This is a genomic window from Duganella sp. BJB476 (genome assembly GCF_003416895.1).
Lineage (GTDB): Bacteria > Pseudomonadota > Gammaproteobacteria > Burkholderiales > Burkholderiaceae_D > Rugamonas.
The window spans coordinates 1,484,009-1,505,536 of record NZ_QVIO01000001.1; the positions used below are offsets into that span (position 1 = coordinate 1,484,009).

19 protein-coding genes are annotated in these 21,528 nt (G+C 63.4%); 6 read left to right on the forward strand and 13 right to left on the reverse strand.

What is annotated here, in order from left to right; translation table 11 throughout:
- Positions 1–52 precede the first annotated feature (52 nt).
- Complete coding sequence (locus D0T21_RS06525; protein ID WP_116989233.1) at positions 53–1,333, forward strand: nucleotide sugar dehydrogenase; 1,281 nt, start codon at positions 53–55, stop codon at positions 1,331–1,333.
- Entirely contained in the window at positions 1,333–2,394 is a 1,062-nt protein-coding gene (locus D0T21_RS06530) for an SDR family oxidoreductase (RefSeq protein WP_229211357.1), read from the forward strand. The genes D0T21_RS06525 and D0T21_RS06530 overlap by 1 nt, the downstream gene beginning before the upstream one ends.
- On the opposite strand, the gene D0T21_RS06535 is transcribed toward D0T21_RS06530, so the two are convergent.
- The 13 genes from D0T21_RS06535 to D0T21_RS06595 all read right to left on the reverse strand — a co-directional run bounded on the left by D0T21_RS06535 (position 2,351) and on the right by D0T21_RS06595 (position 16,811).
- Complete coding sequence (locus D0T21_RS06535; protein WP_116989234.1) at positions 2,351–3,748, reverse strand: SpoVR family protein; 1,398 nt, start codon at positions 3,746–3,748, stop codon at positions 2,351–2,353. The two genes, D0T21_RS06530 and D0T21_RS06535, sit on opposite strands and share 44 nt — an antisense overlap.
- Positions 3,745–4,890, reverse strand: coding sequence for a DUF444 family protein (locus tag D0T21_RS06540; protein WP_116989235.1), 1,146 nt, complete (start codon positions 4,888–4,890; stop codon positions 3,745–3,747). The genes D0T21_RS06535 and D0T21_RS06540 overlap by 4 nt, the downstream gene beginning before the upstream one ends.
- Positions 4,891–4,899: 9 nt before the next feature.
- A complete protein-coding gene (locus D0T21_RS06545) occupies positions 4,900–6,828 on the reverse strand; it encodes a serine protein kinase (protein ID WP_116989236.1) in 1,929 nt (642 codons plus the stop codon).
- 105 nt (positions 6,829–6,933) lie between these two features.
- Positions 6,934–7,845 carry a LysR family transcriptional regulator gene (locus tag D0T21_RS06550; protein ID WP_116989237.1) on the reverse strand — a complete coding sequence of 304 codons (912 nt, stop codon included), beginning with the start codon at positions 7,843–7,845 and terminating at the stop codon, positions 6,934–6,936.
- Between the two features lie 104 nt (positions 7,846–7,949).
- Positions 7,950–8,378: a hypothetical protein gene (locus tag D0T21_RS06555; RefSeq protein WP_116989238.1), complete on the reverse strand. Its 429-nt coding sequence runs from the start codon at positions 8,376–8,378 to the stop codon at positions 7,950–7,952.
- 575 nt (positions 8,379–8,953) lie between these two features.
- Positions 8,954–9,343, reverse strand: a complete 390-nt coding sequence (locus D0T21_RS06560; RefSeq protein ID WP_116989239.1) for an Hpt domain-containing protein — start codon at positions 9,341–9,343, stop codon at positions 8,954–8,956.
- A 58-nt stretch (positions 9,344–9,401) separates the two neighbouring features.
- Positions 9,402–10,277, reverse strand: a complete 876-nt coding sequence (locus D0T21_RS06565) for a proteasome-type protease (protein WP_116989240.1) — start codon at positions 10,275–10,277, stop codon at positions 9,402–9,404.
- A 58-nt stretch (positions 10,278–10,335) separates the two neighbouring features.
- On the reverse strand, positions 10,336–11,139 hold the full coding sequence (locus tag D0T21_RS06570) for a transglutaminase family protein (RefSeq protein WP_116989241.1): 804 nt from the start codon (positions 11,137–11,139) through the stop codon (positions 10,336–10,338).
- Between the two features lie 13 nt (positions 11,140–11,152).
- Complete coding sequence (locus D0T21_RS06575; protein ID WP_116989242.1) at positions 11,153–12,103, reverse strand: alpha-E domain-containing protein; 951 nt, start codon at positions 12,101–12,103, stop codon at positions 11,153–11,155.
- A gap of 9 nt (positions 12,104–12,112) precedes the next feature.
- On the reverse strand, positions 12,113–13,543 hold the full coding sequence (locus tag D0T21_RS06580) for a circularly permuted type 2 ATP-grasp protein (RefSeq protein WP_116989391.1): 1,431 nt from the start codon (positions 13,541–13,543) through the stop codon (positions 12,113–12,115).
- A 75-nt stretch (positions 13,544–13,618) separates the two neighbouring features.
- A complete protein-coding gene (locus tag D0T21_RS06585; protein WP_116989243.1) occupies positions 13,619–14,695 on the reverse strand; it encodes an ABC transporter substrate-binding protein in 1,077 nt (358 codons plus the stop codon).
- A 108-nt stretch (positions 14,696–14,803) separates the two neighbouring features.
- Positions 14,804–15,319, reverse strand: coding sequence for a PRC-barrel domain-containing protein (locus D0T21_RS06590; protein WP_116989244.1), 516 nt, complete (start codon positions 15,317–15,319; stop codon positions 14,804–14,806).
- An 82-nt stretch (positions 15,320–15,401) separates the two neighbouring features.
- Positions 15,402–16,811: a short-chain fatty acyl-CoA regulator family protein gene (locus D0T21_RS06595; protein WP_116989245.1), complete on the reverse strand. Its 1,410-nt coding sequence runs from the start codon at positions 16,809–16,811 to the stop codon at positions 15,402–15,404.
- A 141-nt stretch (positions 16,812–16,952) separates the two neighbouring features.
- On the opposite strand from D0T21_RS06595, the gene D0T21_RS06600 reads away from it, so the two are divergent.
- Genes D0T21_RS06600 through D0T21_RS06615 form a run of 4 tightly spaced genes read left to right on the forward strand, consistent with a single transcriptional unit; the run spans position 16,953 to position 21,523 of the window.
- Positions 16,953–18,455, forward strand: a complete 1,503-nt coding sequence (locus D0T21_RS06600) for a CoA-acylating methylmalonate-semialdehyde dehydrogenase (protein ID WP_116989246.1) — start codon at positions 16,953–16,955, stop codon at positions 18,453–18,455.
- 5 nt (positions 18,456–18,460) lie between these two features.
- Positions 18,461–19,621 (forward strand): acyl-CoA dehydrogenase family protein, encoded by a 1,161-nt coding sequence (locus D0T21_RS06605; RefSeq protein WP_116989392.1) that lies wholly within the window; start codon positions 18,461–18,463, stop codon positions 19,619–19,621.
- Entirely contained in the window at positions 19,618–20,403 is a 786-nt protein-coding gene (locus D0T21_RS06610; RefSeq protein ID WP_116989247.1) for an enoyl-CoA hydratase, read from the forward strand. The genes D0T21_RS06605 and D0T21_RS06610 overlap by 4 nt, the downstream gene beginning before the upstream one ends.
- On the forward strand, positions 20,396–21,523 hold the full coding sequence (locus D0T21_RS06615; protein ID WP_116989248.1) for an enoyl-CoA hydratase/isomerase family protein: 1,128 nt from the start codon (positions 20,396–20,398) through the stop codon (positions 21,521–21,523). The genes D0T21_RS06610 and D0T21_RS06615 overlap by 8 nt, the downstream gene beginning before the upstream one ends.
- Positions 21,524–21,528 lie beyond the last annotated feature (5 nt).

A 21,528-nucleotide genomic window follows, 5' to 3' on the forward strand; every position in this document is an offset into this window, starting at 1 on the left:
CTCCGTAGAATCGGCCGAGACGCAGGTTTAACGCTTAGACGCGAGGTGAATTATGGAAGTGGTGGCCGTGGTGGGATTGGGATATGTGGGTCTGTCGCTGGCGGTGGCTTTCGGCACGCGCCGCCGTACCATTGGTGTTGACCTGTCCGCGCGCAAGGTGGCGAGCTACCGGCGCGGCATCGATCCGGGTGCGGAAGTGAGCAGTGAGCAATTTGCCGCGGCGCGCCTGCTGGAGATGGGCTGCGATCCCGCAGCGTTGAGCGAGGCCGACTATATCGTGGTGGCCGTGCCGACGCCGGTGGACAGCGCCCATCAGCCGGATTTTTCCGCGCTGGTCGGCGCCAGCCAGTCGGTGGGGCGCCACATGAAGGCGGGCGCGGTGGTGATCTACGAATCCACCGTCTACCCGGGCGCCACCGAGGAGATCTGTATCCCGGTGCTGGAGCAATGCTCGGGACTGAAGTGGCAGCGGGATTTCCATGTCGGCTTCTCGCCCGAGCGCATCAACCCAGGCGACAGCGAGCACACGCTGGCGACCATACGCAAGATCGTCGCCGGCGACGACCACGCCACCTTGCAGCGCGTGGCCGCGCTGTACGAGGAAGTGGTGGACGCCGGTGTGCATCGCGCATCCAGCATCATGGTCGCCGAGGCCGCCAAAGTGATCGAGAATACCCAGCGCGACCTCAATATCGCGCTGATGAACGAGCTGGCCATCATCTTCGACCGCTTGAACATCGACACGCTGGAAGTCTTGCAGGCGGCCGGCACCAAGTGGAATTTCTTGCCGTTCAGGCCAGGCCTGGTAGGCGGGCATTGTATCGGCGTCGATCCCTACTACCTGACGCACAAGGCGGAAATGCTGGGCTACCATCCGCACGTGATCCTGGCCGGGCGCCGCATCAACGACGGCATGGCCAAGTTTGTTGCCGAGAAAACGGTCAAGGAAATGGTGCGCGCCGGATTCAAACTCAAGGGATGCCGGGTTAATGTGCTCGGGCTGACGTTCAAGGAAAACTGTCCGGACTTGCGCAATTCCAAGGTCGCGGACCTGATCGTCGAGCTGCAATCCTATGGTTTGCAAGTCCATGTGCACGACCCGGTGGCGGACCCGGACGAAGCACACCATGAATACGGTGTGCGGCTGGAGCAGTGGGACGAACTGCCCTGCGCGGAAGCGATGATCAGCGCGGTGGCCCATCGCGAACTGTCGGAACGTCCCTTGCATCAGGTCCGGGCCAAGATCGTCCAGGACGGCTGCTTCATCGACCTCAAGTCCCAGTTCGACGAGCAGGCCTTGCGTGAAAGTGGACTCAATGTCTGGAGGCTATGATGGCCGACTACGAAGATGGCACACCCGTCACCACCTGCTACCAGGATGTGCGCGAACATCTGCAGCAGCGACAGTACCGCTGGGTGATCACCGGGGTTGCGGGTTTCATCGGATCGAACCTGTTGCAGACCTTGTTGGAACTGGGGCAGCGGGTGGTTGGACTAGATAACTTCCTGACCGGCTACCGTCACAACCTGGAGCAGGTGAGGGATGCGGTGGGGCCGGAAGCCTGGCGCTGTTTTGAATTGATCGAAGGCGACATACGCGATACGGCGACCTGCAACCGTGCCTGCGACAGCGCCGATTTCGTGCTGCACCAGGCCGCGCTGGGTTCGGTAACGCGCTCCCTGCGCGAGCCCCTGCTATGCAACGACATCAATATCGGCGGCTACCTCAACGTGCTGGAGGCGGCCCGCCTGGCCGGTGTGCGGCGCATCGTCTATGCCGCCTCCAGCGCCAGTTACGGCGATCATCCCGCCTTGCCCAAGCAGGAGGCCCAGGTCGGAAAAGCCCTGTCGCCGTATGCCTTGACCAAGTATGTGAACGAATTGTATGCGGATGTCTATGCGCGTTGCTACGCCACCGAATGCATCGGCCTCAGGTATTTCAACGTGTTCGGCCCGCGCCAGGATCCTTCCGGCGCTTACGCCGCGGTCATTCCACAGTGGATCGCGGCGATGATAGGGCGACGCCGGCTGGTGATCAACGGCGATGGCGAAACCAGCCGGGATTTCTGCTATGTGGCGAATGCCGTGCAGGCCAACCTGCTGGCGGCATTGACTGATCGCAAGGACGCGGTCAACCAGGTCTACAACGTCGCGCTCAACGCCCGCACCAGCTTGAACGAACTGTACCTGATGCTGCATGGCTTGCTGGTGGAGCGCTACCCACACTTGCGCGATTATCAGCCCGAGTATGGCGAGTTCCGCGCCGCCGATGTGCGCCATTCGCAGGCCGACATCTCCAAGGCCATGGAGTTGCTGGGCTACGCGCCGACTCACGATCTGCGGCGCGGACTCAGGCAGGCTTTGCGCTGGTATGTGGAGTATCTGGGTGACTAACCGTCAACGTTCGCGGCACTCCGCGAAAGTCCACCGTCAATAAGGTGACCGGCTTGCGCCAGATGCGGGCCACATAATTGAGCACTTGCTCCGCTGCGGCCAGGTCCAGCCCGCGGCCATCGTTGGCATGGTCGTGCCGCAAGACCAGGCTCCGGTCGTCCTGCACCTTGTCGACGGCGATGCGCGGCGCGCCGTAATTGTATTTCGGTCCCAGGATCGCTTCCCTTACCTCATGAATATCGCGGCTGAGCATGCGCGTCTCGCCATCCTTGCGCATCTGGTAGCTGAACAGGCCCAGCTCCGATGCCAGCTCCGCGTCCAGATAGTTGCGGACGAAGCCGAAATCGTCCTCCTCGCCGCAAATTCGGCGCGCCGCCTCAATGCCTTGCCGCTCCACGATGCGCTCCCACATGCTGAAGCCAAGGTGGTAGGGATTGACCGCCAGCGCCAACTGCTGCTCGCCCGCGTAAGGCCGCACTACGTCGGAGTGCGCCTTGAGCGCTTGCAGGTAGATCGCATGCGGCAGGAACTCAGCCTCCCGCAACAAGCGCGCGTGCCAGTAGGAAGCCCAGCCTTCGTTCATGATCTGACAGGCATGCACCGGATAGAAATAGAACGACTCTTCACGCACGGCCAGGAATATGTCGCGTTCCCAGTCCTGCAGTTCCGGCGCGTAGTGTGCTATGAACCACAGCAAGTCGTATTCGGGATGTGGCGGCACGGGTGGGCGCCCGTCTGCCGGTGGCGTCGCAGCGGGCTCGCCCGGCAGCGATCGGTAGCGTTGCTGAAAATGCCCCTGTGCAGCCTCAGCCTCTGGCGGCGGTGGTTTGGCGTCGGGGTAGGGCGGGCGGTACAACTCCTGCTGGATATCGATGTGCGGCTCCAGGGCCAGCGCCGCGTCCAGCACGGCTTCCACCCGCCGCTGGCCGTTCCGCGCCAGTGCCAGTTCCAGGCGATGGGCGCGGGCCGCGCTTTGTTCGAGGATATGTCCGCCCGCCATTTTCAGGAAACGGTCGAACAAGCTGTTGCGCCGAACAAAATCCGCATGGCCGATCACATGGGCGGCCACCAGCGTATTTTCGGCCAGGCTGTTCTGATTCATCATGTAGGCGCGGCACGGATCGCCGGGGAACATCACCTCGAAGATGCGCGAATGTCCCATGTTCTGATGTAGCAGCTGGTGGATGTAGCGCAGGCCGAACGACCAGTGATGCATGCGCACCGGCACGCCGTACACCGCGATTTCAAGCATGAAATTCTGCGGCACCAGTTCGAAATCGACCGGGCAGTATTCCAGCCCAAGCTCGCTGGCGAGTTGCTCGATGCGGGCGGTCCAGTCTTCAAGCGTACTCATCCCCTTTCCTCGGCGGCAGCCTGCTGCGTCAGAAATTGTTTCAGCGCGCCGATGATGTCCTCGCTCTGGGTCAGCACCACGCTGGACAAGGGCAGCCCCTGCCGCTCGCGCTCCTTCCACAGCCGCCCCATCTCGGTCTCCAGCATGCGCGGCATGCCGGGCAAGGTCTCGACATACCCGAGATAGTTCATGCGGCCAGCAAGTTGGCCCAGCAGCTTGCTGGCCGCCGTCCGGTCTTCGGAAAAGTTATCGCCGTCCGAGGCGTAGAACAGATAGCTGTTGTAGCTGCTGGCGTCATAATGCTGGTCGAGCAGCGATCGCGCGAGCTCAAACCCGGTAGACGCCATCGTGCCGCCCATGCCGCTGACCTCGAAGAAGTCGCTTTCGTTGAACTCCCACGCGCGCGCCGCGTGGGCCAGAAAGCGCAGTTCCAACCGGCGGTAGCTACGGCGCAGACCTTGCAGCGCAAGGAAGAAGAAGGTCTTGGCCAGACGCCGCTCGGCCTGCGTCATGCTGCTGGAGACATCGAGCACCATGAACACCACGGCGTTACTGCTGGGGCGCGGCCGTTCCACCAACTGGCGAAAGCGCAAGTCTTCATTGGTAAATGCCGCCGGCGCAGTCTGCACCGCGCGCCGTTTGACGGCCTCCTTGATGGTGCGGCGGCGGTCCAGCCGCGAACGGGCGCCATGTTTGTCCCAGCCGCGATGCAGCAGTTCCGGTTGCTCCAGCGTGGCATTGCCGCGCGGCTGCAGCGACGGCAGCTGAAATTCCTGCCACAGCCAGTCGACGATGTCGTCGATGGCAAACTCCATCATCAGCGTGACCGCGCCCGGTGCGTTGCCGGCGCCGCCTTCATCGCCGAAGCTGTCTTCCGGCGGCAGCAACAGGTCACCCGGCTGGCCGGGGCCCTGGCCGGCGCCGGTGGTGCTATTGTTTTCAGCGAGGCGAAAGTGCGCATGCTCCAACAGCCGCAGCGGCACCTGCACGCTGCGCTGGCCGGGGGCGCTCATCAGTTCGGAAGAGGATATGATCTCCGGCAAGTGATCACGCACAGCATCGCGCACCTTGTCGTTGTGCCGCAGCCAGTCGCGCGCCCCTCGGGAGAACAATTCGTACCAGTCGCGTTGGCCTGTCTGCATGGTCTGGCCTCATTCCTGCGCCAGCAGCGTGGTGACATAATTCAAGGCTTCCCGCGCACAATGGCTGTCGTAGCCATACTCGTCGACCAGGCGCTGCTCCACTGCGGAGATCTTGGCGCGCACCTCGTCGTCGGGACGTTTGCTGGAACTGACCAGACGCAGCACATCGCGGCGCTGCTCGAACAGATATTGCTGCAAGGCGTCGCGCAGCTGCGCGTGGCTGCCCAGACCGAAGCGTTGGCCGCGCTTGTACGCGCTCATCGCCTTGCGCACCACCTCCTGCCGGAATGACTGTTTGCCGGAATCGGAAATCGCGATTTTCTCCTCGACCGCGCGCAGAAAACGCTCATCGGGCCGGCGTTCTTCACTGGTGATGGGATCCTTGACCTGGCGATTGTCCAGCATGGCTTCGACCTCGTCCAGATACTTGCCCAGTAAATCCTCGATCTCTTGCTCGAACGAGACGAACAAGGCCTTGTGGACGTCTTCCTTGACCCAGCGGTTATAAAAGTCTTTGCGCGTCAAGACCAGATAGTCGACCCATTTGCGCTTGCGGGCCGACTCTATCCGCGCGTCGCTCTCTATGCCATCCTTCAGCGCCAGCAACAAGTCCATCGTGGTCAGGCTGCTGCGGGAAGACTGGATGATGGCATTGGACAGTGCATTGATGACGAAGCGCGGCGATACGCCGGACAAGCCCTCGTCGGGCGCTTTCTCCTTGCTGCGCAGCCGCTGCGCGTCGGACGGATGGACGCCGTCCACGTCCTCGCCGGCATGGATGCGCACGCGCCGCGCCAGTTCACCGTCGCGCTCTTCGCCTTCGTGCAGACGTGTCAATACGGCGAACACGGCGGCGGCGTGCAGCACATGCGGATCCAGGTGCACGCTGCGGAAGGCCGGCGCGGCCGCCAGGATCAGCTTGTGGTAGATGCGCGCCTCGTCGCGGTAATTCAGTGTGTACGGCACCTGCACGATCACCATGCGATCCAACAAGCCTTCGTTCTCGCTCTCCTGCAAGAACTTGCGGAACTCGGCGAGGTTGGTATGGGCGAGGATGGTCTCATCGAGATAGATCAGCGGAAAGCGCGCCACCTTGACGTTCTTTTCCTGCGTCAGCGTCAACAGCAGGTACAGGAACTCCCGCTTGACCTTGAGTATTTCGATCATCTCCAGCATGCCACGGCTGGCGGCATACACGGCGCCCGACCATGACCAGGCACGCGGATCGCCTTCGTCGCCGAACTCGGCCACCTTGGACAGGTCGACCGAGCCCACCAGGTCGGCGATATCCGCCGTATTGGGATCATGTGGCGCGTACGTACCCACGCCGCTGCGGCCGGCCTCGGAAATAAAGATGCGTTCGACCGGCATGCGCAGGAAGTCGCCGCTCAACTCGTGCTCCAGCCGCATCCGGCAATGGGGACACAGTTCGCCGGTCAGGTCGACGCCGTAGGTTTCGCGAAACCCCGGCCGCATGGTGTGCGGCACCAGATGCAGCGGCGATTCATGCACCGGGCAGCCGGCGATGCCGAACATGGCGCCGGCATCGGTGTAGCTGTATTCCTCCAGGCCGCGTTTGAGCCGTATGACCAGCGTGGATTTGCCGCCGGACGGTGGTCCCAGCAACAGCAGCAGGCGCCGCCCGACTTCGGAACCCGCCGCGGCCGCCTTGAAATAGTCGGCCACGCGCGCCAGCGCATCGTCGATGCCGAATAGTTCGTCGGCGAACAGCTTGCAGCGCAACTTGCCGTTTTCGTCTTGCTGGCCGCTCCAGCCCAGCATGTCCCAGATGTATTGATGCGAACTGCGCACGAACTGGCAGGGGGCCATCGGCAGCACCTGCTCTATGAACTGCGAGAAGCTGCCGCTCCAGTGTCCCGCCCGGTGCTGGCGCGTGAAGGCTTGCAATTGCTCCCGGTATTGTTCGCGTTGATCCATCGTCGCATCCTCTCCTGTGCAGTCAGCACAGACAAGTATCTGCGCCAAGACGGGTAGGCTATATGAGGTGCATCAAATGGACTCGGGGATTTTTATGGCTGAAAATCAGTCAGCGCGGTCCCATGGCGGCGTACCGGAAAATTCATCGACCAGGAAATCGATCATCACCCGCACCTTGGCGCTCAGGTGGCGGCGGCTGGGATAGACCGCCAGCACGTCGATATCGGGCATGTGGTAGTCGGGCAGCACCCGCACCAGCCGGCCGGCGCGCAGGTCGGCGCCAACCAGGAAGCTGGGCTGCCAGATCACGCCCAGGCCGCCCAGCGCCGCGCCGCGCGCGGTATCGCCGTTATTGGTGTGCATGACGCAGCGCACTTTGACCGTATGTGGCTGCCCATTGGCGTCCAGCAGCTGCCATTCGTCGGCCGTGGCCGCGTAGCTGTAGCCGATACAGCTGTGTTGCAGCAATTCGGCGGGTTGCATGGGCATGCCGCGTTGCTTGATGTAGGCCGGCGATGCGCACAAGAGGTTGTGCGAAGTGGCCAGTTTGCGCGCCACGTTGGAGGCCGAGCCGGCGCGCGAGATGCGGATCGCCATGTCGTAGCCTTCTTCGACGATGTCGACCACGCGGTCGATCAGCGCCACGTCCAGTTGCACGTCGGGATATTTCTGCATGAACCTGGCCCACAGCGGCGCCAGGTGCAACACGCCGAAGCTGAGCGGGGCGTTGATGCGCAGCACGCCCCGCGGTTGCATGGTGGCGGAGGAAACGATGGCTTCCGCCTCGGCCACGTCGTCCAGGATGGACTTGGCCCGCTCGAACAGCGCCTCGCCGCTGGAGGTGAGCGACATCTTGCGCGAACTGCGGTTCAGCAGCCGGGTCTGCAGATGCGCCTCCAGGTCGCTGATGTAGCGGGTGACGTTGGCAGGCGATGTATCGAGCGCGTCCGCAGCTCGGGCAAAACCTTCCCTGCGTACTACCTCAACGAACACTTCCAGTGCACGCAACCGGTCCATACAACGCTCCCATTCAGGTTTTGTAAAATATAAATCAACAACACAATAAAAAAGCCGCAGCACCGGACGGGTGTTGCGGCTCTATGGCGCTGGGAACAAGGTGCTCAGCGCGGCAGGTAGTTCACGTTGGCGGCTTCCTTGATCACGCGGCCGGCGTTGATGGTGGCGTTGCCGGCGGCGGCGCCTTGCATGCCTGCGGAATTGCCGTGATACATACCGACCAGTCCTACCGCAGCCTGGGCATCGCCGGCGTTGGCGGCGCGCTCGAACAGCTGCTGGGCTTCACTGCGTTTGGCCGGGTTGGCCAGATACCGCAGCGCCAGTTCGCGCTGGGCCACTGGCGAACCCTGTTCGGCCCACTCTTGCAAGCGGCGTTCGGCGGCCGGCTGGCCTTGTGGACCCAACTGCATGGCGGCGGCTTCAATCGCGGTCGGCGAAGGGATCCCGTCTTCCTGTGCCTGGCAAGCGATCAGCGCTCCCACCAGCACCAGCACCGACGATACCAACACGCCAGACTTGTTGAATAATTCCATATTTTAGTTACCCTTGGTTAAAGCAGTACCACTGTTAGTGAGGCAAGCCTTACTACTGCGCTGCCCAAGCGCTACGCCCGAGATCGTCTACTGTGGCACTTCAAATGCTGCGCGCGTCATCAGGCCGTCTCGACGCAATGCACCATTATACTTGCACGGCGACAAATTATCAATTCCGCAAGATGCTATGGCGCAATAAATTTATCTTTCCATTCTACAAAATCCTGGGCAAACATGGCGCACACTAGGTTCTGCCTTGCTAGCCGGCTTGGAATTGCTGGTACGGATCGGATATTATCACGAAGCTTTTCAGCCTCCTGTTAGCTAGCCGATATTCAGGGTAACAATTGTAACCATTCGTTAAGAGAGGCAATAAAGCGCGAAAAGGACGCGCTTGGTTGCACTGCAGCACGGATAAGTATTCACAATTACTGAATAATACGCCTGTTTTTCTGATTTTTATGCTAGCGACATTGTAAATAGTTGACTCTGAGACAGCAATAGACTGATCAGGCAATCATCAGGCGTGGGGCGCATGCAGCGGTCCTGGTGACCGCTGGTGAAAGTGGCAGTAGTCAGGCGAGGGGATTGCCTTGCAGCCAGCCGTCGGCCGACTGCAATACCAGTTGATACTCGGATTCCAGGTCCAGCAATAGCGCAGGAACTTGATCCAGCAGACGTCCGGCGATAGCCTGCTCCAGTTTGAGCGAGGAAGCCACCAGGCGCTTGGCGCCCAGCGTGCCTATCGATCCCCGCAGGCTGTGCAGGATCTTACCGGCATCGGTGTAACGCTCTTCACGCAGCGCGGCGGCGGCCTGCAGCATCGGCGCCATGCCGGGCGCGCAGGCGTCGCGCACGATCTTCGATACGACGGCCAGCGCTTTATCGTCATTGCCCATGTACTTGAGCAAGGTATCGACCGAAAAGATTTGTTCTTCGGCTACCGGCGGTAAGGCGTCAGACATGCATCGCTCCATGTAAGGTGAAAACACTTTGCATCATACTCTTTCCTGAAGGCCGGCGTTACTGTTGCCCGTCATGGAATAGTTGCGTCAGCGTCTGCAATGGCGCGTTCGACAGCGGTGGCATCGCCACATTCGCCGGCGGCGCCATGCGCACCGGCTGGCTGCCGGCCTGTGCCGAATGCAGCACATTGCTGGTGGCCTCGGGCGCAGCGTCCCAGACCGGATGGTCCAGGCCTTCGAACACGCGCTTCAGTTGATGGCCCCAGGTGTTGCGTATCATCTGGAAATACTGGTTGCGTTCGTCGATGGTGACGAAATGGGTGACCGCCAGCTTGTCAGTCTCATAGACCAGCAAATCCAGCGGCAGGCCGACCGACACATTCGAGCGCAAGGTCGAGTCCATCGAAATCAACGCACATTTGGCGGCGTCGTCCAGGCTGGTGGCGGGGGTGACCACGCGATCGATGATGGGCTTACCGTACTTGGCTTCGCCGATCTGGAAATAGGTATTTTCGTCGTGCGATTCGATAAAATTACCGGCCGAATAGATCTGGAACAAACGGCAGCGCTCGCCCTTGATCTGACCGCCGAAAATGATGCTGACGTTGAACTCGATGCCGAACTCGGCCAGCGCCTTGGCGTCGCGCTCGTGCACCTGGCGCACAGCGTCGCCCAGCAGGCGGGCCGCCTCGTGCATGCTGGTGGCGGTCCAGATGCTGTGGCCGTCGGCATTCTGCTGTTCGGACACCAGCTGGCGTATCGATTGCGAGATCGACAGATTACCGGCGGTCATCATCACCATCATGCGCTCGCCGGGGATTTCAAATACGCTCATCTTGCGGAAGGTGCCGACCTGGTCCACCCCGGCGTTGGTACGGGAATCGGATAGAAACACCAGCCCGGCATTCAGGCGCATGCCCACACAATAGGTCATCGTTACAAGTTATTGATTAGAATAATTATTATTGTACACCCCGCGATTGGAGCCCAATCTACTGCGGCACGATCTGTACATCCACGCTCATCGACTCGGTGCCGCCGCCGCGCCGCACGCCACGTACCGGCGCCGCCGCATCGTAGTCGCGGCCGATGGCGAGGCGGCAATACGCGTCCGTCATCAGCCGCGCGTGGGTCACGTCGATGCTGACCCAGCCGGTGTAATCCTTGTCCTCGGCCCAGGCATCCACCCAGGCGTGGCTGGCGGCGTGGTCGCTGGTTTCCGGGTCGATATAGCCTGACACGTAGCGCGCCGGTATCCCGTGCGCATGGCAACAGGCCAGGAACAGGTGCGCATGGTCCTGGCACACGCCTTCGCCCAGCGCCAGCGCATCGCTGGCGGTGGTGGTCACGGCGGTCGCACCGCTTTGATACCGGACCGCACCAAAGATGTGCTCAGCCAGGCGGATCAGGTCCTTGGTCTGCGCCTTGCCGTCCGGCAGGCAGGAGGCCGCCAGCTCCAGGATGCCGGGCGTGGGCTCGGTCAGCCGGGTCGACACGGTGTAGATCAGCGGCGACAGGCTGTCGCCATTCGGGATGCGGCCCTGTTTCGGGCTGGTGGTCTCGACCACGCCGCCGGCCACGATGGTCAATCCCTGATGCGGCACGTTCATCGTCATCATGTGCGACAGGTTGCCGTAGGCGTCGGTGTAGGCGTGCACATGGCCCGGCATCGCGATGTTCCACGACAGCACGTGCTGCTGCGCCTCCGCGCGCGGCGTCAGGTGCAGCTGCTGGATGGTGTAGGCCAGCGGCGTGGTGTAGGTGTAGCGCGTTTCGTGACGTATCGTCAGTTGCATAGAGTGCCTCGTTTCAAGCCGCCAGCGGCACCAGGAAATCGCGGCTGACGCGATTGCCCAGTTGATAGATGTCGGCCAGGAAGCCGGTCAGGGTGTCGTGCAGGCCGGCCGCCAGGATGTCGTCGATTTTGCCGAATTGCAGTTCGGCGTGCAGCCGGCCGGCGAAGCGTTCGGTATCGGAGGAAACGTCGTTGCGCACCTCGCGCAGGTTCTGCACAACTTCGTCCATACAGGCCAGCAAGGAACGCGGCATGTCGCCGCGCAGCATCAGCAATTCGGCGATGCGCGCCGGGGTGATGACGTCGCGATAGACCTTGCGGTAGATCTCAAAGCCGGACACCGAGCGCAGCAGCGCGCCCCAGTAATAGAAGTCGCGCTGGGTCATGGCCTCGCCGGTACTTTCCGCACCGCCGCCATGGAACTTCACGTCGAGGATGCGGGCGGTGTTGTCGGCCCGCTCCAGGAAGGTGCCAAGGCGGATGAAATGCACGGCTTCGTCGCGCAACATGGTGCCAACGGTGACGCCGCGCGACAAATGCGAGCGGAACTTGACCCATTCAAAGAACTTGCTGGGATCGTTTTCCAGCAGGTCGCTGTCCAGGCGTTTCTGCATGTCCAGCCAGGTCTGGTTCTGGATTTCCCACACTTCCGTGGTCAAGGTGCCGCGCACGGCGCGGGCGTTCTCGCGCGCCTCGGTCAGGCAGGCCACGATGGAGGAGGGATTGTCCGGGTCGCGCACCATGAAATCGATGACGGCGCGCGCCTCCAGCGAGTCGTACTTGCGGTCGAACGCGGCTTGCAGCTCTGAGATGCCGAGCATGGCGCGCCAGCCGTGGGCGTTTTCTTCGTCGGACTGCGGCAACATCGACGTTTGTACGTTGACGTCCAGCATGCGGGCGGTGTTTTCGGCGCGCTCGGTGTAGCGCGCCATCCAGAACAGGTGATCGGCGGTACGGCTTAACATGGGCTCTCCTTAGCGTTCCAAAATCCAGGTGTCCTTGGTGCCGCCGCCTTGCGACGAGTTCACCACCAGCGAGCCTTCCTGCAAGGCCACGCGGGTCAGGCCGCCCGGCACCATCGAAATGGTCTTGCCTGACAACACGAAGGGACGCAGATCGATGTGGCGCGGCGCGATGCCGCTTTCCACGTAGGTCGGGCAGGCCGACAGGGCCAGCGTCGGCTGGGCGATGTAGCCGTCCGGCTTGGCGATCAGGCGGCGGCGGAAGTCCTCGATCTGCTGTTTGGTCGAGGCGGGGCCGACCAGCATGCCGTAGCCGCCGGCGCCGTGCACTTCCTTGACCACCAGCTCGGGCAGGTTGGCCAGCGTGTAGGCCAGATCCTCTTTTTTGCGGCATTGGTAGGTCGGCACATTGTTCAGCACCGGCTCCTCGCTCAGGTAAAACTTGATCATGTCGGGAACGAAGGGGTAGATCGACTTGTCGTCCGCCACCCCGGTGCCGATGGCGTTGGCCAGCGTCACGCGCCCCGCGCGGTACACCGACAGCAAACCCGGCACGCCCAGCGAAGAATCAGGGCGGAACGCCAGCGGATCGAGGAAGTCGTCGTCCAGGCGGCGATAGATCACGTCCACCCGCTTGGGGCCGCGCGTGGTGCGCATGAACACCGTGTTATCGCTGACAAACAAATCCTTGCCCTCGACCAGTTCCACGCCCATCTGCTGCGCCAGGAAAGCGTGCTCGAAGTAGGCCGAGTTGTACATGCCCGGCGTCATCACGACCACGGTCGGATCGTTGATGCCCATAGGCGCCACCGAGCGCAGGTTATCGAGCAGCAAGTCGGGATAGTGGTCGACCGGCGCGATCTTGTTGCGGGCGAACAGTTCCGGGAACAGCCGCATCATCATCTTGCGGTCTTCCAGCATGTAGGAGACGCCGGACGGCACCCGCAGGTTATCCTCCAGCACGTAGAACTCTCCCTGGCCGGCGCGCACGATGTCGACCCCGGCAATGTGCGCATAGATGTCGGACACCACCTTGATGCCCTGCATCTCCGGCCGGTACTGGGCGTTCTTGTAGATTTGCTCGGCGGGGATGATGCCGGCCTTGATGATGTTCTGGTCATGATAAATATCATGGATGAACATGTTCAGCGCCCGGACCCGCTGTACCAGCCCGGTCTGCAGCTGCTTCCATTCGGCCGCCGGGATAATGCGCGGTATCGTATCGAAGGGGATCAGCCGCTCGGTGCCGGCATCGTCGCCATAGACGGCGAAGGTGATGCCGACCCGGCGGAAGGTCAGGTCGGCCTCGGCCCGCTTGCGCTCGATGGTCTCGGCCGACTGGCGCTGCAGCCAGCCGCAAAACTCGCGGTAGTGTTCACGTACCTCGGCGCTGGCATGATGGGCCAGCCCGTCGGCGGTCATTTCGTTGAAGAATTTAGCCATATCGAACATTCCCTGATGAGTACATTTCTCTTCTATCAAGAAACGTGCCAGAGAAAATGCCCGATATTGGTGCGTCTACTGGGACAGGTCGATCTGCCAGAAGCCGTTGCTGGTCTCGGTCTTGTGGGCCACCATCGCGGCCGGCAGCGTGACCTTCAACGCCGCCATGCGGGCCGGATCCACCATCACCGTCGGCGTCATCTGGCGCAGGATGGGCATGACGTCCGGCTTGGTGTGGCGCTGCAGGATCCTGGCCGCCTGGTTGCCGGCGAGCCGGCCGACCTGCGTGAAATCGGCGCCCACGTACAGCGCCGCGCCGGGCACGCGTACCATGGCCAGCGTCACCACCGGCACCTTGTTCTCGATGCCGAAATCGCCCAGGTCGATCGCCGCCTCGTAGCGGTGCAGGCCGTAGTAGGTATCCAGCGGCACAGCGAACAGATCGACGCCGCGGCCGCCGTTGTACAGCTCCTTCAGCGACGGCGCGATATGGTCGCTCTTGTTCACCAGGCGCGTGGTCACATCCAGGCCCAGCGGCTTGCCGTCGCGGGCCGCCGCCGCCACGTTGGCGACGCCGTTTTCATCGTCGGTATGCACCATGCCGATCCGGTGCGCATTGGGGAACACGTCACGGACCAGTTTCAGCGAGTCCGACATGTCGGTGTACAGGGTGGAGCCGGTCGCGCCTTCGCCGCCGTCCACCAGCGACACGCAGCCGGCATCCTCGGGATTGGCCACGGCCGTGAACACCAGCGGAATATGGGCGTCGACCAGCATGCCGCGCGCAAACTTGGTGGCCGGCGTGCCGATCGTCAGCACCAGGTCGGGCTTGGCGGTGACGATGCGGCTGGTTTCCTGGCGGATGCGCAGCAACACGCCCAGCCGGCTCCAGAAGCCGCCTTTCTCGACATCGAAGTCGATGGCCACGCGGTTGATGCTCAGGTTCTTGCCTTCCACCAGGCCGCTGTCCTGCAGCGACTTGATAAAGCCGGTGTAAGCCTGCTGGTAGGGTTCGATGTCGGTGACCTGCAAAATCTCGACCTTGAAGACGCGGGCGTCGTCCATGGTTTCCGGCGGCAGGGGTTCGAAGGAAAGGGCGTTGCCGGCGCACAGGGCCAGCGAGATCAGGGGCAGGGCGTAGGATTTTTGCATGGTGGGTCTAATTGCTGTCGATGCAACAATTAGACCAGAGATGCCCGTCAGGCAGGCTTGCTATCGCATGCCTTGACGAGCCAATCTGCGCGTTCTGTGGGCCAGCCGCTACATGTTGCCGCTGCTGCTGCCGGGAGTGGTGCGGCTGGCGCTGGCGCCCGGATCGCTTTGCAGGCTGCCGGTGCCGGTGCCCATCACGCTGCCGCTGGCGGTGCGGGCGCCGGGGATGTTCTGCTGGGTGCCGTAGAAGTTGTGGATCTGGCTGCTGAACTCGGCGCTGGCCATGTCGGGCCAGTTATCCTTGTTGAAGCCGGGGGCATTCTTCAGGTGTTCCTTCGACACGTCCAGCAGGAAGCGTTTGTTGGCGGTGTCCAGTTGCAAGGCCTGCCAGGGCACGGCGAACAGCTTGTCGCCCATGCCCAGCCAGCCGCCGAACGACAGCACCGCATAGGCAACGCTGCCCTGGCGCATGTCGAGCATGATTTCCTTGATGTCGCCCAAGTCTTCGTCCTGGAGGTTGTAGACGTCTTCACCGATCAGTGTGTCTGCGCCCATCAGCCGAGGGCCGGGGCCGGCCGAGGTGTCGCTGTAAATGCCGTAGGTATCGCGGTCTAGGTAGCTCATGTTGGTCTCCAGATGGTGAGTAAGGTCCCGCGTCGGATAACGCGGTGACAAAGCTCATCATGCTTGGAGCGCCCCGGTACAGCTATAGGTGCGCAAGCGGTGTGGTTGTAGGACGGGGCTGAGTTCCTGGGGAACCTAAGACAGGCTTCTGTCGCAAGATGGACGGAAACGCTCGTTGCGGACAGTCATTGCGTTCGCAGACTTTGCAGCCATTGCCGATGGGCGTGGCGACATCCGGGTTGGCCAGGTCCAGGCCCTTGGCATACACCATGCGCTGCGCCTGGCTGATATCGCAGCCCAGCGCGATGGCGAACGATTTTCCCGGCGCCATGAATCCGGCCGGACCACTGCTCACCTGGCGCGCGATCCACAGATGGGTGCTGCCGTCCGGCATGCGCGCCACCTGCCGCAACACCTGGCCCGGCAAGCTGAACGCCTCGTACACCACCCACAGCGGACACGTCCCGCCCGCGCGGGAAAAGTGGAAGGCCGCCGCCGACTGTCGCTTGGAAATATTCCCGGCCCGGTCGACGCGCACAAAAAACACCGGCAAGCCGGCAAATCCGGGCCGCTGCATCGTGCTGAGCCGGTGACACACCGCCTCGAAGCTCACACCGAACTGTCCGGCCAGCAGCTCGATGTCGTAGCCGCACGCCTCGGCCGCCAGCAGAAAGCGCCGATAGGGCAGCCGCACCGCGCCGGCGAAGTAATTCGACAGCGCCAGCCGCGCCCCGTCCCGCGCGGCCTCGCTGGAAAACGACGCCGCCCGCAGCAGCGACTCGATCACCGCCGCCTGCTCCAGCAAGCCCAGCTGCGCCGCCATCTGGAACGCCCGCTGGCCCTCGCTGATCGACTCTGGCAGCCACAGCAGTTTTTGATCCGCATCGTAACGGCGCCGGGCCTGCGGCAGTCCCGGCTGATGCGCGGCCAGCACCGTCACGCCGTGCCGCTCCGCCAGGCGGCGCTGCAAGGCGGCCGCACTGGCGTCCGCGACCAGCTCGGCGGCCTGGTCCAGCTCATCGATATAGTTCTGGCGCTGGTTCAGGTAATCGCGCACCTCCTCATCCACCGACGGCGGCGCCACGCTGATGCCGCGGTTACCGTCGTCAAACTGCGATTCCAGCGCCGCCGCGCGCCCGGCCACCATGCGGTAGCGGCTTTGCATCTGCACGATGGCGCGTGCCACGCCCGGCATGTTCTCGACCAGCGTCTTCAGTTCCGCCAGCGAGGTATCGGCATCCGGCAGTTCGCTGAAGGCATCGCGCAGGTCGGCCACCAGCCCGGCACTGTCGTGTTCGGAAAAAATCTGCGGATCCACGCCCAGCACCGCGCCCACCCGCAACAGGATGGATACAGTCAGCGGCCGCTGGTTGCGCTCGATCTGGTTCAGGTAGCTGGGCGAGATGTCCAGCAACTTGGCCAGCGCGGCCTGGGTCAGCTTGCGTTCCTCCCGCAGCCGCTGCAAACGCACGCCCATGAAAACCTTAGACATCTTCGCAACCTTCGCAAAATTCCGGCATCAAATTCACAATTCCTCGCATTTTTACGTCTTTACGCTCGTTCCCGATAAGCGAATAATGCAAACAATTAGCAAAAAGTGCAAGTATTTCAAAACACCACCTGGAGACCGACGATGACCACAGCTATCCCCACCGTACCCTTGCTGATTAATGGCGAATGGGTTGAATCCCGCACAACCGTCTGGCGCGACGTCGTCAACCCCGCCACCCAGGAAGTGCTGGCCCGCGTGCCGTTCGCCACCGTCGACGAAGTGGCGCAAGCGGTCTCCGCCGGCCAGCGCGCCTTCAAGACATGGCGCAAGACGCCGATCGGCGCGCGCGCCCGCATCTTCCTCAAATACCAGCAGCTGATCCGTGAAAACATGGCCGACCTGGCCACCACGCTGACCGCCGAACAAGGCAAGACCCTGCTGGACGCCGAGGGCGACATCTTCCGTGGCCTGGAGGTGGTCGAACACGCCGCCAACATCGGCTCGCTGCAAATGGGCGAATTCGCGCAAAACGTGGCCGGCGGCGTCGACACCTACAGCGTGCTGCAACCGCTGGGCGTCTGCGCCGGCATCACGCCGTTCAACTTCCCGGCCATGATCCCGCTGTGGATGTTCCCGATGGCCATCGCCTGCGGCAACACCTTCGTGCTCAAGCCTTCCGAGCAGGATCCGCTGGTCACGGTGAAGCTGGTCAAGCTGGCGCTGGAGGCCGGCATACCCGCCGGCGTGCTGAACGTGGTGCACGGCGGCGAAGAAGTCGTCAACGCGCTGTGCGACCATCCCGATATCCGAGCTGTTTCCTTCGTCGGCTCCAGCCACGTCGGCAAGCACGTCTACGAACGGGCCACGCTGTCCGGCAAGCGCGCCCAGTGCATGATGGGCGCCAAGAACCACGCCGTGGTCCTGCCGGATGCGAACAAGGAACAAACCCTGAACCAGCTGCTGGGCGCGGGCTTCGGCGCCGCCGGCCAGCGCTGCATGGCGGCCTCCGTCGCCGTCATGGTTGGCGCAGCGCGCGAATGGCTGCCTGAGCTGGTGCAGAAGGCGGGCGCGCTGTCGGTCGGCGCCGGCAAGAACAATCCCGACCTCGGCCCGGTCATCTCCTGCGCCGCCAAGGAGCGCGTGCTGGCGCTGATCGACAAAGGCCTGGAGCAGGGCGCCCAGCTGGCGCTGGACGGCCGCGCCGTCAAGGTCGATGGCTACCCGAACGGCAACTTCATCGGCCCCACCATCCTGTCCGGCGTCAAGCCCGGCATGGCGGTGTATGACCAGGAAATCTTCGGACCGGTGCTGATCGTCGTCGAGGCCGACACGCTGGACGAAGCCATCGCCCTGGTCAACGCCAACCCGAACGGCAACGGCACCGCGCTGTTCACGCAAAGCGGCGCCGCCGCGCGCAAGTTCCAGGAAGACATCGACGTCGGCCAGGTCGGCATCAACGTGCCGATTCCGGTGCCGGTCCCGCTGTTCAGCTTTACCGGCTCGCGCGGCTCCAAGCTGGGCGACCTGGGACCGTACGGCAAGCAAGTGGTGCTGTTCTACACCCAGACCCAGACCATCACCCAGCGCTGGTTCGCGGATGCGGCGTCGGTCGGCCAGGTCAACACCACCATCAGCCTGAAGTAATGAGCATGGACTTCGCGCTCAACGAAGAGCAGCAAGCCTTCCAGCAGGCGGCGCGCGAGTTTGCCGAGGGCGAGCTCACGCCCAACGCCGCCCGCTGGGACGCCGACGGCCACTTCTGCCGCGACACGTTGGCCAAGGCGGGCGAACTCGGCTTCTGCGGGCTGTACACGCCGCAGCATCTGGGCGGGCTCGGCCTGTCGCGGCTGGAAGCATCCATCATCTTCGAAGAGCTGGCTGCCGGCTGCACCTCCACCACCGCCTACCTGTCGATCCACAACATGGCGACCTGGATGGTGGCGCGCTGGGGCGGCCAGGCCGTGTGCGAGCAATGGGTGTCGCGCCTCGCCAGCGGCCAGGCGCTGGCGAGCTACTGTCTGACCGAAGCGCAAGCCGGCTCGGACGCCGCCTCGCTGCGCACCCGCGCCGAACGTCAGCGCGAGCGCTACGTCCTCAACGGCAGCAAGGCCTTCATCTCCGGCGCCGGCAGCACCGACCTGCTGGTGGTGATGGCGCGCACCGGCATGGATGGCGCCTCCGGCATCTCGGCCTTCGCCGTCCCGGCGGACACGCCCGGCATCAGCTTCGGCAAGAACGAAGAGAAGATGGGCTGGAAAAGCCAACCCACCTGCGCCATCCACTTCGACAACGTGACGATCCCGGCGGCCAACCTGCTCGGCGAGCCGGGCCAGGGTTTCGCCATCGCGATGAAAGGGCTTGACGGCGGCCGCATCAACATCGCCGCCTGTTCGGTCGGCACGGCGCAGGCGGCGCTGGCGCGGGCCGGCAACTATCTGAAGGAACGCATCCAGTTCGGCCGCGAACTGGCGCAGTTCCAGGCCTTGCAATTCAAGCTGGCCGACATGGTGACCGAGCTGGTCGCCGCGCGCCAGATGGTGCGGCTGGCCGCGTGGAAGCTGGACCAGGAAAGTCCCGACGCCAGCGTCTACTGCGCCATGGCCAAGCGCTTCGCCACCGACGCCGGTTTCGCCGTCGCCAACGAAGCGCTGCAACTGCACGGTGGCTACGGCTACATCCGCGAGTATCCGCTGGAGCGCCACGTGCGCGACACGCGGGTGCATCAAATCCTCGAAGGTACCAATGAAATCATGCGCCTCATCGTCGGCAGGGCCATCCTGCGCGAAGGCGCGACGGAGAACATCAAATGAATAAAACCTACGCAAACCTGCAAGTGGAACGGCGCCAGCACACGGCCGTCGTCACGCTCGACAATCCGCCAGCCCATACCTGGACGCTGGAAAGCCTGTCGGCACTGGCCGAACTGGTGGCCGACCTGAACGCCGAGCGCGACATCTACGCGCTGGTGATCACCGGCGGCGGCGCCAAGTTCTTCTCGGCCGGCGCAGACCTGAAGCTGTTCGCCGACGGCGACAAGGCCGTGGCGCGCGCGATGGCGCAACGTTTCGGCAAGGCGTTCGAAGCGCTGTCCGGCTTCCGCGGCGTCAGCATCGCCGCTATCAATGGTTACGCCATGGGCGGCGGGCTGGAGTGCGCATTGGCCTGCGACATCCGCATCGCCGAAGAGCACGCACAAATGGCCTTGCCGGAAGCGGCGGTCGGCCTGCTGCCGTGCGCCGGCGGCACGCAGCAACTGTCGTGGCTGGTCGGCGAGGGCTGGGCCAAGCGCATGATACTGTGCGGCGAGCGCATCGACGCGCAGCGCGCGCTGGCGATCGGCCTGGTGGAGGATGTGGTCGCCACCGGCACCGCCTTGGACGCGGCACTGGCCCTGGCCGAAAAGTCGTGGCGCCAAAGCCCGAGCAGCGTCACCGCTTGCAAAGCGTTGATCCAGGGCGCGCGCAGCCTGCCGCCGCAACACATGCTGCCGCAGGAACGCGAACGCTTCGTCGATCTGTTCGACACGCAGGATCAGAAAGAGGGCGTGCAAGCCTTCCTGGAAAAACGTGCCGCACGGTGGCGCAATGCGTGATACGACCACCATGGAAAATGCCCCGGCCGTGTTGCTCGAGGCGCGCGCGGCGACCGATGGCAAGCGCATCGGCGTCGCCACGCTGAACGCCCCGGCGTCGCTGCATGCGCTGACCTTGAACATGATACGCATGCTCTACATCGCCCTGCAGGACTGGGCCAAGGACGATACGATCGCCTGCGTCATGCTGCAATCGAGCACCGACAAAGCCTTCTGCGCCGGCGGCGACGTGCGCACGCTGCGCAACGCCATCCTGGCCGAACCCAGCGTCATGCCCAACCAGCAGGCGCAGGCGTTCTTCAGCGAGGAATACCGGCTCGACCATCTGATCCACACCTATCCGAAACCCCTGGTGGTCTGGGGTGGCGGCATCGTCATGGGCGGCGGGCTGGGCTTGCTGGCGGGCGCCAGCCATCGCGTGGTCACGCCGACCACCCGCATCGCCATGCCGGAAATTACCATCGGCCTGTTCCCGGATGTCGGCGGCAGTTGGTTCCTGCCGCGCATGCCGGGCCGCAGCGGCTTGTTCCTCGGCCTGACCGGCGCCTCGCTGAACGCGCATGACGCGCTGTTCACCGGCCTGGGCGACTATTTCCTGCCGCAAGAACAACGCGCAGCCGTGGTCGAGGCCTTGTGCGCCGTTGAATGGAGCACCGTCCCTGCCATCGTGGTGGACCGCGTGCTGCGCTCGCTGAGCCTGGCGCCGGAAACGCTGCCGGCATCGGAGGTGCGCCAGAACTGGGATACCATCACCGCAATGACCGCCAGCCGCGAGTTGAGCGAGGTAGTGGCAGCGATTACCGGCTACCAGGGTGATTCGGTCTGGCTGCAACGGGCTGCGGCGGCGTTGGCGAAGGGCGCGCCATCGTCGGTGGCTCTGGTGTGGGAGATGCAGCAACGCAGTCGCCACCTCAGCCTGGCAGATGTATTCCGCCTCGAACTGGTGGTCGCCCTGCAATGCTGCGCCCATCCGGATTTCGCGGAAGGCGTGCGTGCGCTGCTGGTGGAGAAGGACAACGCGCCGCAATGGTCGCCGTCCACGCTGGACGAAGCACAGGCCAGGGTTGGCGAGTTCTTCGAGGCGCCGGGCCCGCAGCATCCGTTGGCAGACTTAAACTAACAAGG

Excerpts from the sequence above, each read along its gene's own strand:
- D0T21_RS06600 (WP_116989246.1), top strand. The coding sequence starts at position 16,953 with ATGACCACAGCTATCCCCACCGTACCCTTGCTGATTAATGGCGAATGG.
- D0T21_RS06610 (WP_116989247.1), top strand. The coding sequence starts at position 19,618 with ATGAATAAAACCTACGCAAACCTGCAAGTGGAACGGCGCCAGCACACG.
- D0T21_RS06530 (WP_229211357.1), top strand. The coding sequence starts at position 1,333 with ATGGCCGACTACGAAGATGGCACACCCGTCACCACCTGCTACCAGGAT.
- D0T21_RS06565 (WP_116989240.1), bottom strand. The coding sequence starts at position 10,277 with ATGACCTATTGTGTGGGCATGCGCCTGAATGCCGGGCTGGTGTTTCTA.
- D0T21_RS06535 (WP_116989234.1), bottom strand. The coding sequence starts at position 3,748 with ATGAGTACGCTTGAAGACTGGACCGCCCGCATCGAGCAACTCGCCAGC.
- D0T21_RS06570 (WP_116989241.1), bottom strand. The coding sequence starts at position 11,139 with ATGCAACTGACGATACGTCACGAAACGCGCTACACCTACACCACGCCG.
- D0T21_RS06590 (WP_116989244.1), bottom strand. The coding sequence starts at position 15,319 with ATGAGCTACCTAGACCGCGATACCTACGGCATTTACAGCGACACCTCG.
- D0T21_RS06550 (WP_116989237.1), bottom strand. The coding sequence starts at position 7,845 with ATGGACCGGTTGCGTGCACTGGAAGTGTTCGTTGAGGTAGTACGCAGG.
- D0T21_RS06575 (WP_116989242.1), bottom strand. The coding sequence starts at position 12,103 with ATGTTAAGCCGTACCGCCGATCACCTGTTCTGGATGGCGCGCTACACC.
- D0T21_RS06595 (WP_116989245.1), bottom strand. The coding sequence starts at position 16,811 with ATGTCTAAGGTTTTCATGGGCGTGCGTTTGCAGCGGCTGCGGGAGGAA.
- D0T21_RS06585 (WP_116989243.1), bottom strand. The coding sequence starts at position 14,695 with ATGCAAAAATCCTACGCCCTGCCCCTGATCTCGCTGGCCCTGTGCGCC.
- D0T21_RS06545 (WP_116989236.1), bottom strand. The coding sequence starts at position 6,828 with ATGGATCAACGCGAACAATACCGGGAGCAATTGCAAGCCTTCACGCGC.
- D0T21_RS06540 (WP_116989235.1), bottom strand. The coding sequence starts at position 4,890 with ATGCAGACAGGCCAACGCGACTGGTACGAATTGTTCTCCCGAGGGGCG.
- D0T21_RS06525 (WP_116989233.1), top strand. The coding sequence starts at position 53 with ATGGAAGTGGTGGCCGTGGTGGGATTGGGATATGTGGGTCTGTCGCTG.
- D0T21_RS06555 (WP_116989238.1), bottom strand. The coding sequence starts at position 8,378 with ATGGAATTATTCAACAAGTCTGGCGTGTTGGTATCGTCGGTGCTGGTG.
- D0T21_RS06615 (WP_116989248.1), top strand. The coding sequence starts at position 20,396 with ATGCGTGATACGACCACCATGGAAAATGCCCCGGCCGTGTTGCTCGAG.
- D0T21_RS06580 (WP_116989391.1), bottom strand. The coding sequence starts at position 13,543 with ATGGCTAAATTCTTCAACGAAATGACCGCCGACGGGCTGGCCCATCAT.
- D0T21_RS06605 (WP_116989392.1), top strand. The coding sequence starts at position 18,461 with ATGGACTTCGCGCTCAACGAAGAGCAGCAAGCCTTCCAGCAGGCGGCG.
- D0T21_RS06560 (WP_116989239.1), bottom strand. The coding sequence starts at position 9,343 with ATGTCTGACGCCTTACCGCCGGTAGCCGAAGAACAAATCTTTTCGGTC.